The organism is Haemophilus aegyptius, from assembly GCF_900475885.1.
GTDB classification, from domain to species: Bacteria; Pseudomonadota; Gammaproteobacteria; order Enterobacterales; family Pasteurellaceae; genus Haemophilus; species Haemophilus influenzae.
The window spans coordinates 1,002,279-1,015,302 of the sequence record NZ_LS483429.1 but is presented as its reverse complement, the minus strand read 5'-3'; the positions used below and the strand labels follow the sequence as shown (position 1 = coordinate 1,015,302).

At 37.6% G+C, this 13,024-nt stretch carries 14 protein-coding genes and 1 pseudogene; 2 read left to right on the top strand and 13 right to left on the bottom strand.

Translation table 11 applies throughout. The features are described from left to right. Positions 1–35 precede the first annotated feature (35 nt). From hflC to yceD, 11 genes and pseudogenes are all read right to left on the bottom strand, one after another. Positions 36–923 (bottom strand): protease modulator HflC, encoded by an 888-nt coding sequence (gene hflC / locus DQN49_RS05345; RefSeq protein WP_005660876.1) that lies wholly within the window; start codon positions 921–923, stop codon positions 36–38. Next, positions 923–2,140, bottom strand: coding sequence for an FtsH protease activity modulator HflK (gene hflK, locus DQN49_RS05340; RefSeq protein WP_032826351.1), 1,218 nt, complete (start codon positions 2,138–2,140; stop codon positions 923–925). The genes hflC and hflK overlap by 1 nt, the downstream gene beginning before the upstream one ends. A gap of 121 nt (positions 2,141–2,261) precedes the next feature. After that, the gene (locus DQN49_RS05335; protein WP_006996315.1) at positions 2,262–2,969 is read right to left on the bottom strand and encodes a 4'-phosphopantetheinyl transferase family protein; all 708 of its coding nucleotides are present in this window, start codon (positions 2,967–2,969) and stop codon (positions 2,262–2,264) included. 59 nt (positions 2,970–3,028) lie between these two features. Next, complete coding sequence (locus tag DQN49_RS05330) at positions 3,029–4,360, bottom strand: anaerobic C4-dicarboxylate transporter (protein ID WP_006996314.1); 1,332 nt, start codon at positions 4,358–4,360, stop codon at positions 3,029–3,031. 204 nt (positions 4,361–4,564) lie between these two features. Next, entirely contained in the window at positions 4,565–4,795 is a 231-nt protein-coding gene (gene acpP / locus DQN49_RS05325) for an acyl carrier protein (RefSeq protein WP_005544465.1), read from the bottom strand. A 255-nt stretch (positions 4,796–5,050) separates the two neighbouring features. Next, positions 5,051–5,779 (bottom strand): 3-oxoacyl-ACP reductase FabG, encoded by a 729-nt coding sequence (gene fabG / locus DQN49_RS05320; RefSeq protein ID WP_005668128.1) that lies wholly within the window; start codon positions 5,777–5,779, stop codon positions 5,051–5,053. A gap of 16 nt (positions 5,780–5,795) precedes the next feature. After that, the gene (gene fabD, locus DQN49_RS05315) at positions 5,796–6,731 is read right to left on the bottom strand and encodes an ACP S-malonyltransferase (RefSeq protein WP_006996313.1); all 936 of its coding nucleotides are present in this window, start codon (positions 6,729–6,731) and stop codon (positions 5,796–5,798) included. A 625-nt stretch (positions 6,732–7,356) separates the two neighbouring features. Then, positions 7,357–8,307: a beta-ketoacyl-ACP synthase III gene (locus tag DQN49_RS05300; protein WP_006996311.1), complete on the bottom strand. Its 951-nt coding sequence runs from the start codon at positions 8,305–8,307 to the stop codon at positions 7,357–7,359. A gap of 40 nt (positions 8,308–8,347) precedes the next feature. Continuing rightward, a pseudogene (locus DQN49_RS10420) lies at positions 8,348–8,470 on the bottom strand (phosphate acyltransferase PlsX); the annotation flags it as partial. Between the two features lie 23 nt (positions 8,471–8,493). Next, a complete protein-coding gene (gene rpmF, locus DQN49_RS05295) occupies positions 8,494–8,664 on the bottom strand; it encodes a 50S ribosomal protein L32 (RefSeq protein WP_005544470.1) in 171 nt (56 codons plus the stop codon). A gap of 22 nt (positions 8,665–8,686) precedes the next feature. After that, the gene (yceD, locus tag DQN49_RS05290) at positions 8,687–9,211 is read right to left on the bottom strand and encodes a 23S rRNA accumulation protein YceD (protein ID WP_006996310.1); all 525 of its coding nucleotides are present in this window, start codon (positions 9,209–9,211) and stop codon (positions 8,687–8,689) included. A gap of 157 nt (positions 9,212–9,368) precedes the next feature. Between yceD and asd the strand changes: the two genes are divergently transcribed. Beyond that, complete coding sequence (gene asd, locus DQN49_RS05285; RefSeq protein WP_032826367.1) at positions 9,369–10,253, top strand: archaetidylserine decarboxylase; 885 nt, start codon at positions 9,369–9,371, stop codon at positions 10,251–10,253. A gap of 108 nt (positions 10,254–10,361) precedes the next feature. Here asd and gorA read toward each other — a convergent pair whose 3' ends face one another. Then, positions 10,362–11,732: a glutathione-disulfide reductase gene (gene gorA, locus DQN49_RS05280; RefSeq protein WP_006996309.1), complete on the bottom strand. Its 1,371-nt coding sequence runs from the start codon at positions 11,730–11,732 to the stop codon at positions 10,362–10,364. Between the two features lie 215 nt (positions 11,733–11,947). Beyond that, positions 11,948–12,547 carry a YajG family lipoprotein gene (locus tag DQN49_RS05275; RefSeq protein ID WP_006996308.1) on the bottom strand — a complete coding sequence of 200 codons (600 nt, stop codon included), beginning with the start codon at positions 12,545–12,547 and terminating at the stop codon, positions 11,948–11,950. Between the two features lie 93 nt (positions 12,548–12,640). Between DQN49_RS05275 and DQN49_RS05270 the strand changes: the two genes are divergently transcribed. Continuing rightward, positions 12,641–12,952 carry a BolA family protein gene (locus tag DQN49_RS05270; RefSeq protein ID WP_005668108.1) on the top strand — a complete coding sequence of 104 codons (312 nt, stop codon included), beginning with the start codon at positions 12,641–12,643 and terminating at the stop codon, positions 12,950–12,952. Positions 12,953–13,024: the final 72 nt, after the last annotated feature.

The following is a 13,024-nucleotide window of genomic DNA, read 5'->3' as shown; positions in this document are numbered from 1 at the left end:
CCTTCACAAGGAAGGTGTTTTTATCAAATTAAACTCTATTTTTTCGGTGCCTGCATAAAGCGGAAGAAATCACTATCTGGTTTTAAAATCATTATATTGTCAGAATTTGCAAAACTCGCTTCATAGGCTTTTAAGCTACGCACAAAAGTAAAGAATTGTGGTTCTTGAGCAAAAGCATCTGAATATAATTTTGCTGCAGCTGCATCGCCTGAACCTCGTAATTCTTGTGCAGTTTTATTTGCATTAGCAAGAATTAACGTCACTTTGCGATCTACATCAGCTTGAATAAATGCTGCTTTTTCTTTCCCTTGAGAACGATGTTCACGCGCCACTGCATCACGTTCTGCACGCATACGTTGGTAAATCGAAGAAGAGACTTCATCTGGTAAATTAATTTGTTTTACACGCACATCGATCACTTCAATACCTAATTCTGCCGTACTGTCTTGTCCTGAACTTAAAGCTTTTTTTGCCCCTTCCATTAATTCTCCACGTGTACCAGAAACAATATCTTTAATCGTGCGTGAACCAATTTCAGAACGTAAACGGTCGTTTACTTTACGACTTAATAAATTTGCAGCTTGAGCATAATCGCCACCGCCAGTAGATGTGTAGAATCGACCAAAATCACTGATTTTCCATTTCACATAAGAATCCACTAGCAAATCTTTTTTCTCAACAGTAACAAAACGTGTTGCAGAGCCATCTAAAGTACGAATACGCGCATCTAAAACTTTGATGCTATCAATTAAAGGCACTTTAAAATGCAAGCCTGGTTCATATACAACCACTTTGTTATCAGCATCACGCTGTACTTTGTTAAATCGTAACATAATGCCACGCGTACCTTCCGTTACAACGACGATACTAGAATAAACGACTGCCGCAATCACGAAAATAACAGGTAATAAAAATCTACGCATTAGTTAAATCTCCCTTGACGAATCGGTGCAACGGTAGTCGGCTGAGGCTGATGAGAATTTTGACGTTCTGGCGCAGTAAAAGCAGGCGAAGAATTGACCGCACTTGGCGCACTTGTTACCGATTTTTTGCCCATAATTTGCTCTAGCGGTAACACAGTTAAATTATTACCATTATTGCCATCAAGCATTACTTTTGGGGTATTTGCCATCACTTTTTCCATCGTCTGAATATATAAACGCTCACGCAGTAAATCTGGTGCAGCCTTAAATTCTGGCAACAAGCGTTGCAAACGTTCCACTTCACCTTTTGCATCTAACACGATACGATCTTTATAAGCTGTTGCTTCTTCAAGAATACGTTGCGCATCACCGCGTGCAATCGGTTCTTTCTCACGCGCATAGGCTTCCGCTTCACGAATAAAACGTTGTTCATCTTCCTGTGCTTTAATTGCATCATCAAACGCATCTTTTACTTCTTCAGGTGGGCGCGCAGATTGGAAGTTCACATCAATAACCTCAAGTCCCATATCATAGGATTTGATAATTTCATTCAAAGCTTTCCAAGTATTTTCACGCACGACAGAGCGACCTGTGGTTAAAATATCATTCATAGACATATGCCCAATAACATAACGTAATGCACTATCTGTCGCTTGATTCAAACTATCATCTGCATTTGTTACGCTAAAAAGATATTTTGCAGGATCTTGCACACGATATTGCACGGTCATTTCCACTTTTACCATATTTTCATCTTGAGTCAGCATTGCACCTTGTGTACGCAACTCTTTTACTTGCTCCACATTTACTGGCAATACTTTATCTACAAATGTTGGTTTCCAGTTCAAACCGGGTTGAACAATAGAATGTAACTCGCCAAAACGAAGCACCACACCGCGTTCAGCCTCTTTAATGGTGTAAAAACCGTTTACGCCCCAAATAATCGCACCAATCACTACAGCAAGTGGAATAACTTTGCCAAAATGTGGCGTATTGCCTTGAGAACTGCCATTATTTTGACCGCTCTTTTTATTTCCACCACCTAATTTTTTAAGCAGATTATTAAAAATCTCCTCAATATCTGGCGGAGATTGCTCTTGATTTCCACGATTTTGATTGTTATTCCATCCATTATTATTGGATGAATTTCCCGGCTGTTGGTCGTTGCTTTGCCCTGGTTTACTCCAAGGATCGCGATCTGAACCGTTCTGTGACATTTCATTCTCCATTTGTCAAAAAATTGTTAAGAGTTTAGCTAAATAAATGGGGCACGTCTATGAAAATACAAGGCTTTTTAGGCAATAAAAAATCCTTGATTTTATATAAGGATTTTTTTGATTAATTCACTTCATAAAGAACATATTTTTCAAGTTCTTTTATCTGTAAACTTTCTCTATTCCATTCATAAAAGTGCGGTAATTTTTCTTGATGATTGACAAAAGCGGCTAAATAAATAGGGAGTTCATCAGTAAACCACAACTGCCCCTGCGGACAATAATCTGAAAAAATTTTTTGTTGTTCAGGAAAATGACGAACATTGGATAATTTTACGATCCCAAATCCTTGAGATTTCAATACAGCCTCTCGCAAACACCAACAACGATAAAAAGCGTTCAAAGAATCCTGCTGATGATGAAACCAATCAATTTCTTCTTTTGGTGCAATATGTTCCATCAACGCCGTAAAATTTCTTATTTTAGGAAATTCAATATCAATTCCCACCGCACTTTTTTCTTCTTTTCTAATATCTAATATTACCGCCACCCAATCACCAGAATGGCTAATATTAAAATCTATTCGCTCATCAAGAAAATAAGGTCTGCCACTTTCAGAACGATGAATTTGAGATAAAAGTGCGGTGGATTTTCCTGCTATTTTTAGAAGTTGGAAAAGTAATAAATGCGCAAGCCGACGACACTGATGACGCTGAAAAACACGGGAGCTATCCGTTTCAATTTGATATAGATTTTCTGGAATCAGTTCATCGGGTAAGGATTCCAAAGAAAAAGGTTGATTTATATTGCCGTAGGCGATGTAGGTTGTCATAAAATAAAAGCACCATTCAAAGGTGCTTTTATATTAAAAGGATTTAGTTTGTGTGTAAATTAGCGAATCACTAATTCCGCCACAGAAACACCGACCAAGCAAGCAACAACAACCCCAATTAAACCTGGCACCATAAAACTGTGGTTAAAATAATATTTACCAATTTTTGTTGTACCCGTTACGTCAAAGTTTACTGTTGCAATATCTGACGGATAATTTGGAATGAAGAAATACGCATAAGTTGCAGGCATTAAACCAACTAAGATTGGCGCAGGAATACCTAAACCAATACCAACAGGTAATAACATTACGGCTGTTGCTGCTTGGCTATTAATTACAACTGAGACTGCAAATAACGCCAATGCGAATGTCCAAGGGTAAGTTTGCACCATATCAGTAATCGCGGCTTTAAATTCTGGCATTGCATATTTGAAGTAAGTGTCGCTCATCCACGCAATACCATAAATTGCAATCGCTGCTACCATACCTGACTTAAATACCACGCCATTTGGCACGATTTGAGGATTTGTTTTCGTTGCAAGTAAAATCACACCGCCAAAGCAAAGCATCATCATTTGAATGATAAGTGACATTGAAATTGCTTTTCCGCTACCGATAGTACGAATTTCAGGAATCATCGCAATCGCAACAATCACAACTAAAGCAAGTAAAAATAGGTAAACAGATTTTTTTGCCCCTTGCGGAAGGGTTTCATTCAATGTTGTACTGGTAGTATTTAAAATACGTTCGCGCCATACTGGATCTTGTAAACGACGTTGATATTCAGGATCTTGTTCTAACTCTTTACCACGACGCATACTGTATAAAGAAAGTGCAATCGTACCCGCTAAAGTAGCAGGAACGGTTACACAAATAATATCTAATAAACTAATATGCTCAAAAGCGGGCATTGCTGTAATTTTACCTAGATAAAATACAACAGCTGCAGAAAGTGGGCTTGATGTGATGGCTAATTGCGATGCTACCGAAGACGCTGCCATTGGACGTTCTGGACGAATTTTGTTTTTCAATGCAACATCGCCGATGATTGGCATAATTGTGTAAACAGAGTGACCCGTACCAAGCATAAAGGTTAATAAATAGACGACTAATGGGCCTAGTAAAGTAACACGTTTTGGATTTTTACGGAGAATGCGTTCAGCAATTTGTAACATAAATTTCAAACCGCCAGCTGCTTCAAGTACGGATGCGCAAGTCACCACTGCAAGAATGATAAGCATAACATCAATCGGTGCTTTCCCCACTGGCATACGAAATACGAAAACCTCGATAGCAAGACCGATACCAGAAACAACACCTAATCCGATACCGCCGTAACGGCTACCGATATAGAGCATTAATAGTAAAAATAAAAATTCTAAATAAAGCATAAACACCTCAAAAATGAAAAACTATGCAAATAATACTTCTTTTTAGGCATATAACTAAATAATTTTTTAAAATTTAAACCAAGATTTTAAGTAAACGATAATTTAGATCAATTTTTATGAAAAGGAAAAATAAAAAGTGCGGTAATTTTAAAGAGGATTATTAGAAAAAAAATTAGGCGACTTAAAACGTCGCCCAACTTAAAATTATTGATTGTTTTGCACGTAATCAATCGCAGATTGAACAGTGGTAATTTTTTCAGCTTCTTCATCAGGAATTTCAATATCAAATTCTTCTTCTAAAGCCATTACTAATTCAACTGTGTCTAATGAATCTGCACCTAAATCTTCAACAAAAGAAGCTTCAGGTTTAACATCTTCTTCTTTAACACCTAATTGTTCAACGATGATTTTTTTCACGCGTTCTTCAATACTCATTTGTTTTTCCTATTTGTTAGTTTTAACTCATAAAAGAGCGGTTAGTGTATGTATTTTTTAGTAACTTGCAACTATTTTATGGTCTGGTCGCACCACAAAATAGGCAATGTGAACACACACATCAAATATAGTTACGTACCTTTGCATACGCTCAAGGCGTAACCAAGTTACATTGCGAGTAGGATTTTAGCATTATCTAAAATCTTTGGCTATGATTTTATTGCTTAGAAATCCCCCATAAATCAATGTCAAATTTTAGCTTAAGTATAAGCCACCATTCACGTGTAACGTTGTTCCCGTGATATAACCTGCATCATCAGAAGCTAAGAAAGCAACGGCTTTAGCTATGTCTTTTGCTTCGCCTAAACGTCCAGCTGGAACATTAGATAAGATCCCCGCTTTTTGTTCATCCGTAAGCACTTCTGTCATATCTGTTGCAATAAAACCTGGTGCAACCACATTTACAGTAATACCACGTGCAGCTACTTCTTTCGCTAAAGATTTAGAAAAACCAACCACACCCGCTTTTGCCGCACAATAGTTAGTTTGTCCTGGATTACCCGTTGAACCAACCACTGAACCAATATTGATGATACGACCAAAACGTTTTTTCATCATTGAACGTAACATGGCTTTAGAAAGATGATACACCGAAGTTAAGTTAGTTTGCATAATATCAAACCATTCCTCATCTTTCATACGCATCAATAAATTATCGCGAGTAATACCTGCGTTATTCACGAGAATATCAATATCGCCAAAATCATTTTTAATTTGTCCAAGTAAGGTTTCGATAGATTCTTTATCCGTTACGTTTAAAACTAAACCTTTACCTTTATCCCCTAAATAAGCCGAGATCGCCTCTGCACCCTTTTCAGAGGTTGCGGTACCAATTACAAATGCACCTTTTGAACTAAGTTCTTCTGCAATCGCACGACCGATACCACGGCTAGCCCCTGTCACTAAAGCAATTTTACCTTGCATTTTTTCTTCCTTTTACTTACGCTAAAAATTCTTCTACCGCATTGAATGATGCAACATCATTTACAGATATTGCTTGTAAATCACCCACAATGCGTTTGGTTAAACCATTTAATACTTTACCTGGCCCCACTTCAACAAGCGCTAGAACGCCATCTTGCGCCATTTTTTCAACTGTTTCAGTCCAACGAACTGGACTATATAACTGACGAACAAGTGCGGTACGAATTTCGGTGCCTTCAGTTTCAGCTTTCACATCAACGTTATTTAATACCGATGTTGTTGGTGTATTAATTTGAATATTCTCAAGTGTTACCGCTAATTGCTCGGCTGCAGGTTTCATTAATGCACAGTGAGAAGGTACGCTCACAGCTAACGGCAATGCACGTTTCGCCCCTGCTTCTTTACATAATGCAGCCGCACGCTCAACTGCAGCTTTCGCACCCGCAATAACTACTTGACCCGGTGAGTTAAAGTTCACCGCAGATACGACTTCGCCTTCCTCTGCTTGTTTGCAAGCATTAATAATTGCTTCATTATCTAAACCAATGATTGCATACATTGCGCCAGTGCCTTCAGGCACAGCTTGTTGCATTAATTTTCCGCGCAATTCCACTAATTTAATCGCATCTTGGAAATCCAACACCCCAGCACAAACTAACGCAGAATACTCACCTAAGCTATGACCTGCCATCACTTCTGGTTTTAATTGAGGAAATTTTTCTTGCCATACGCGATAAATAGCGACTGAAGCAGCTAAAAGTGCGGGCTGAGTTTGCCAAGTTTTATTAAGTTCTTCAGGACCTTGTTGAACAAGATACCATAAATCATAACCAAGCGCATCAGATGCTTGTTTAAATGTTTCAATAACGATTGGATATTCAGTGGCAAGATCAGCAAGCATACCGACAGTTTGGGAGCCTTGACCTGGGAAGACCATTGCGAATTTTTTCATTATGTTTTGTCCTATTGTTTTTTAATTGAAAATTCTTCTTCGGTAATTAAAATCGGGTTTCGCCGATGGCGACTTACTTTTTCTTTGCTTCGCCAAAGAAAAAGTAAGCAAAAAGAAAGGCGACCCTACTTTTCCTTGTTTCCTTTGTTCCATTGAATTTGTTTCACGGAAATTTTCTAAACTCGCTGCGCTCAAACAGACGAAAATTTCCTACAAATTCAATTCCACAAAGGTGGAAAAGAAGGGAACCCAATTTGTTCTTTATCCGATTTAAAGTGCGGTCAAAACTCAAAATATTTTTTGTTCTTAAAATGAATTTAAAATTAACCGCACTTTTTAAATAATGCTCTGATAAATTCGGGGCCCCATATAAATCGCCTTTGCGACTTTCAATTTTTAGGCAATTTGCGTCTGTTTGAGCGTAGCGAGTTCAGCAAATTGCCGTTAAGAAAATTGAAACAAAGCAAAGAACAGCGATTTAACTGGGGCGTGTTTTCTTTGCCTACTTTCTTTTACACGAGTAAAAGAAAGTAAGTCGCCGTCAGGCGAACCCCTGACATTTAACACAAAAAGTGCGGTCAATTTTTACCGCACTTTAAAATCATCAATAATTATATCAAATCAACTAAAATCTCACTAACGCTGAACCCCAAGTCCAACCACCGCCAAAGGCTTCTAATAATAATAACTGCCCACGTTGAATACGACCATCTCGAACAGCCTCATCTAAAGCGACAGGCACTGTTGCTGCACTGTTGTTAGCGTATTTATCTAACGTTACCAGCACTTGCGACATATCCATTTCTAATTTTTTAGCCGTCGCTGTAATAATACGTAAATTTGCTTGGTGTGGCACAAGCCAATCTAAATCTTTTTTATCTAAATTATTTGCTAAAAGTGTTTCTTCCACCACATTTGAAAGTTCACGAACTGCCAATTTGAAGGTTTCGTTACCTTGCATCTCGATATAGCCAGATTTTTCTATACCACGTTCTGGCTGAGCTAAAACAAGGGCATTATTTTTATCTGCTGAAGCGTGTAAATGGGTGGAGATAATTCCTTCTTGTTCACTCGCTTCTAAAATTACAGCACCCGCACCATCACCAAATAGCACAACAGTGCTGCGATCATTTTCATCTAATTTACGAGAATTGAGATCTGAGCCTATCACTAAGGCTTTTTTCACTTTGCCTGCACGAATAAATTGATCAGCTACGCTCAAAGCATAGACAAAGCCTGTGCAAGCTGCCGCTAAATCAAAAGAAATCGCATCATCAATATTTAATAAACCTTGCACTTGGCAAGCCGCACTTGGATAAGCATGTGAGTGACTTGTAGTTGCAACAATAATCAGTTCAATATCTTGAGGATTAATTTGAGCAGCTTCGATCGCATTTTTTACCGCTTCAAATCCCATTGTTGCAACAGTTTCATCTTCCGCTGCGATACGACGTTCACGGATACCAGAACGAGTGACAATCCATTCATCTGATGTATCAACCATTTTTTCTAAATCCGCATTTGTGCGAATATGACTCGGCAGATAGCTACCGGTGGATAAAATTCTACTATTCATACTCAATAAGATAAGCGATTAAAAAGGAAAAAATCTATGGACTATCGCCAAGTAAGAGATAAGACCACACCAGATTATTTTCCGATGTTAAAGGAATGCAGATAGTAATACGGGGACCAACGTCCCCGCCCATCACATCTAACGCCAAGGTTAGACGGTTCAAGTGAACACCTATAAGTAAAAAAATTACTTATTGATCACTTTACGACCACGATAGTAACCGTCTGCAGTTACGTGGTGGCGTAAGTGAGTTTCACCGCTTGCTTTATCTACTGATACAGCAGCAGTTGTTAAAGCATCGTGTGAACGACGCATATCACGACGTGAACGAGATTTTTTGTTTTGTTGAACAGCCATTGGCTATACTCCTAAATTTAATTTACTTTTGCTTTAAATTAGCTAATACAGCGAACGGGTTCGGTTTTTTTGCCAATTCTTCAGGCAATTCGCCAAAAACCTGTTCCTGCACGGACACTTCACAGTGTTCAGATGAATGCATTGGGACAAGCGGCAAAGCTAAAATTAGCTCATCTTCCACCGTGCCAATTAAATCTATTTCGCCAAACTCATTGAACTCGATTGGCTCATAAATTTCGGGCAAGTCATCAGCCTGATCCCAATTAGCCACTGGACTATAAGTAAACTCACATTCCAATGTTTGTTTGTAAGGTTCGTTACAACGCTGACATTCAAGATCGACATCAATCTGTACTTTACCTTTCATCACCACTAATTTTTGTGGATCAACATAAAACGATAATGTTACCTGTGCATCGCTGAGCACGTTTACCACTGATTCCGCCAAACGCTCAAGCTGATTTGCCGAATAATAACCAACATAATCAAGCCGTCTTTGAGCATCTTTTACCGGATCAACGGTTAGGGGTAGTTTTACCTTTTGCATAGGGCGTGAATATTACCCCTTGTTGCGAAGATAGTCAAAGGGAAATCACATTTTTATTGGATAATAACGAGAGAAAAATTTCTAATTACCAAAAAAGTTGGCACTTTGATAAAAATTGCTATAATCACGCCTCTTTTTTTAACAAGGAAAGATAATGATGACTTCAAATTCTTATTGGCAACGCTTAAAAGTGGCATTTCAATATGTCATGCCGCAAATTTATTTAACTCAAATTGCTGGCTGGTTTGCTAAACAAAAATGGGGCAAAATAACACATTTTGTAATTAAAGCTTTTGCGAAAAAATACAACATTGATATGAGCATTGCGCAAAAAGAACAATTTTCTGATTACGCAAGTTTTAATGAATTTTTTATTCGTCCGTTAAAAGAAAACGCGCGTCCAATTAATCAAAATCCAACCGCACTTTGTTTACCAGCAGACGGTCGCATTAGTGAGTGCGGTCATATTGACGATAATCTTTTATTGCAAGCTAAGGGGCATTTTTTCAGCCTAGAAGACTTATTGGCAGAAGATAAAGAATTAGTGGAAACCTTTAAAAATGGGGAATTTGCTACTACTTATCTTTCTCCTCGTGATTATCACCGAGTGCATATGCCATGCGATGCTACGCTACGCAAAATGATTTATGTGCCGGGTGATTTATTCTCTGTGAATCCATTTTTAGCCCAACATGTACCAAATTTATTTGCACGTAATGAACGTGTGATTTGTGTATTTGATACTGAATTTGGCACAATGGTACAAATTTTAGTTGGCGCAACCATCACTGCAAGTATTGGCACAACTTGGGCAGGCGTAATTAATCCACCACGCCACAATGAAGTGAAAACTTGGGAAGTGAAAACTTGGACTTATGAAGGCGAAAGTGCGGTCAAATTATTGAAAGGTCAAGAAATGGGTTGGTTCCAACTTGGTTCAACAGTAATTAATTTATTCCAAGCCAATCAAGTGCGTTTGGCTGATCATTTAAGCGTAAATGAACCTGTTCGCATGGGCGAAATCTTGGCATATAAAAAATAAACAGGATTTATTTCCATAAATGACAGAAACAAATCCTGAAAATAGATATTTCTCACTTCTTTAAAGGCAGTATAACCTTACTGCCTTTTTCTTCTTTCATTTGAACAATTAACGCATTGTTACAAATTCCTCTGAACCTGTTGGATGAATTGCCACCGTATTGTCAAAATCAGCTTTTGTTGCACCCATTTTGATTGCTACTGCAAATCCTTGAATCATTTCATCTACACCGAAACCAATACCATGTAAACCCACAACTTTTTCATCTTTACCCACACAAACTAATTTCATTTTGCACGGTTGGCGATGTTGAGTTACCGCAGTGTACATCGCTGTGAAAGAAGATTTATATACCTTAACATTTTCTGCGCCGTACTGCTCAATCGCTTGCGGTTCAGTTAAACCTACAGTGCCGATAGGCGGATGGCTAAATACAACGGTTGGAACTAAACTGTAATCTAAATATTCAGTCGGTTTATTATTAAATAAACGCTCAGAAAGACGACGACCTGCTGCAACTGCAACTGGTGTTAATTCAATGCCGTTTTCAATAATATCGCCTACCGCATAAATGCCTTTCACATTAGTATTTTGATATTTATCTACTTTGACATAGCCATGTTCGTTCGTTTCTACGCCTGCATTTTCTAAGCCAATTTTATCTGTCGTTGGAACACGACCCGCAGCCCAAATAACGCAATCTACGGTAACATCAGATTGACCATCACATCTTACAGTAAGTGAACCATCTGCATTTTTTACAATTTCAGATGGGGTAGAATTGGTATGTAATTGAATTCCATCTTGCGCAAGCACTTCCACTAATGTTTCTACGATTAATGGATCCTGATTACGCATTGGCGCATGGCGACGCACTAATAAATGTGTTTCCACGCCTAAGCTATTTAATACGCCAGAAAGTTCAACAGCAATATAGCCTGCACCAATAACAGCAGCACGTTTTGGTAATTCGGTTAATGCAAAGAAACCATCTGAATCAATGCCGTATTCTTGTCCTTTAATATTTGGACGATATGGACGACCACCAGTTGCGATTAAAATATGATCTGCGGTTACTTGTTCTTTTGTACCATCAGCAAGTGTTACTTCAATGGTATGGGCATCGACAAATTTTCCGAAACCATTAATTACATCAATATTATTTTTCGCTAATACATTATTATAAGATGTATGGATACGACTAATATAGGCTTGGCGACTTTCAATCAGTTTTGAAAAATCAAATTTTTTCACTTCAACATCAAAACCATAATCTGGTGCATAATTGTTGATTGCTTCTGCAATATGCGCGCCATAAAACATCACTTTTTTAGGTACGCAACCGACATTTACACAAGTTCCGCCAAGATGTTTTGCTTCAATGATTGCACATTTTTTTCCATAGCTTGCTGCTCGATTTAGAGACGCAATACCGCCACTGCCACCGCCAATAGCAATATAATCATAATGTTTAGCCATAATTTGCTCCTTTTTTAAACTAAAATTTTTTTGTATTCTGCCTAATTTTTATAAAGAATGCTATAAATTGATGTAATTGGTTTTATGAATATTTTTTATTCTTTTGAACAGATGATTAGTTTGAAATGATTTTATGTGAAGCCTAGTATGTAGAATGAAATAGCGTGATAGAAAAAGAGGAAGATTGTTCAATCTTCCTCACTGTAGATATGTGATTAATTAGAATATTGGTTTATCGCAGCCGCAACTTCTTGATCTTGATAAATATTGTTCACAATATCATTAAAAGTTTGAGATAGCACTTTATGAATTTCATCATTGTCCGCATTAAATACGCCCTCTTGTAAGCGCGTAACATTAAATGATTTATTATACGAACCTTTCGCACCTTGTACATAAACTGTCGCTTGAATTTTGGTATTAAGTTTATAACGAAGATTACCTTGTTCTACTTGCGTACCAAATTCACGCACATCCACAGTTACCCACGCATTTGAACCATTTAATTGCCCAATTCTAAAGCCTTTACTAATTAAATTTTGCTGCATCACTTGCTGAAATAATTGTGTAACACTTGGGGATGCATTTAATTTAATCAGTTCCCCGTGTTTCGTATAACTCGCAATCTCTTGTATTGCGCGGCTATCTTTTGTTGTAACAGATACAACGGCAGTTCGATTAACATTCATTGAAGCACTTGGCGCAAGCGGTGTAAATGCTAATATATTTGATTGTGCTTGGCAGCCTGCAAGAAATAATGTAGCCGCTAGAATACCTACTGATGATAATGTTTTAATTTTGTTTACTAATGTCATGATTTCCCCATAAATCAATTAGAATTGTGCTATTCTTACAAACTTCCTTATTAATGTATAGCGTTTCATTGTAGTTTTTGTGGAGAACTTATAATGTCAATTCAACAAATTATTGAGCAAAAAATTCAAAAAGAATTTCAACCGCACTTTTTAGCAATAGAAAATGAAAGCCATTTACATCACTCTAATCGAGGTTCTGAATCACATTTTAAATGCGTTATTGTCAGCGCAGACTTTAAAAATATTCGAAAAGTACAACGTCATCAGCGTATTTATCAATTATTGAACGAAGAATTAAATCATAGTATTCACGCATTAGCATTACATTTATTCACTCCAGAAGAATGGAAAGCACAAAATGAAACTGTACCGCACTCAACAAAATGTGCAGGTATTGGTCGTTAATTTTGTTATAAAAATGTAACATTTTTGATATATCGCAAAAAGTTCTAACAAAAAACCCTCTGTTTAAGTAGC

Bases quoted from the DNA above. Each gene is read 5' to 3' on its own strand.
- asd (WP_032826367.1), top strand. From the start codon at position 9,369: ATGACTTCAAATTCTTATTGGCAACGCTTAAAAGTGGCATTTCAATAT.
- DQN49_RS05330 (WP_006996314.1), bottom strand. From the start codon at position 4,360: ATGCTTTATTTAGAATTTTTATTTTTACTATTAATGCTCTATATCGGT.
- rpmF (WP_005544470.1), bottom strand. From the start codon at position 8,664: ATGGCTGTTCAACAAAACAAAAAATCTCGTTCACGTCGTGATATGCGT.
- yceD (WP_006996310.1), bottom strand. From the start codon at position 9,211: ATGCAAAAGGTAAAACTACCCCTAACCGTTGATCCGGTAAAAGATGCT.
- hflK (WP_032826351.1), bottom strand. From the start codon at position 2,140: ATGTCACAGAACGGTTCAGATCGCGATCCTTGGAGTAAACCAGGGCAA.
- acpP (WP_005544465.1), bottom strand. From the start codon at position 4,795: ATGAGTATTGAAGAACGCGTGAAAAAAATCATCGTTGAACAATTAGGT.
- DQN49_RS05270 (WP_005668108.1), top strand. From the start codon at position 12,641: ATGTCAATTCAACAAATTATTGAGCAAAAAATTCAAAAAGAATTTCAA.
- hflC (WP_005660876.1), bottom strand. From the start codon at position 923: ATGCGTAGATTTTTATTACCTGTTATTTTCGTGATTGCGGCAGTCGTT.
- DQN49_RS05275 (WP_006996308.1), bottom strand. From the start codon at position 12,547: ATGACATTAGTAAACAAAATTAAAACATTATCATCAGTAGGTATTCTA.
- DQN49_RS05335 (WP_006996315.1), bottom strand. From the start codon at position 2,969: ATGACAACCTACATCGCCTACGGCAATATAAATCAACCTTTTTCTTTG.
- gorA (WP_006996309.1), bottom strand. From the start codon at position 11,732: ATGGCTAAACATTATGATTATATTGCTATTGGCGGTGGCAGTGGCGGT.
- fabG (WP_005668128.1), bottom strand. From the start codon at position 5,779: ATGCAAGGTAAAATTGCTTTAGTGACAGGGGCTAGCCGTGGTATCGGT.
- DQN49_RS05300 (WP_006996311.1), bottom strand. From the start codon at position 8,307: ATGAATAGTAGAATTTTATCCACCGGTAGCTATCTGCCGAGTCATATT.
- fabD (WP_006996313.1), bottom strand. From the start codon at position 6,731: ATGAAAAAATTCGCAATGGTCTTCCCAGGTCAAGGCTCCCAAACTGTC.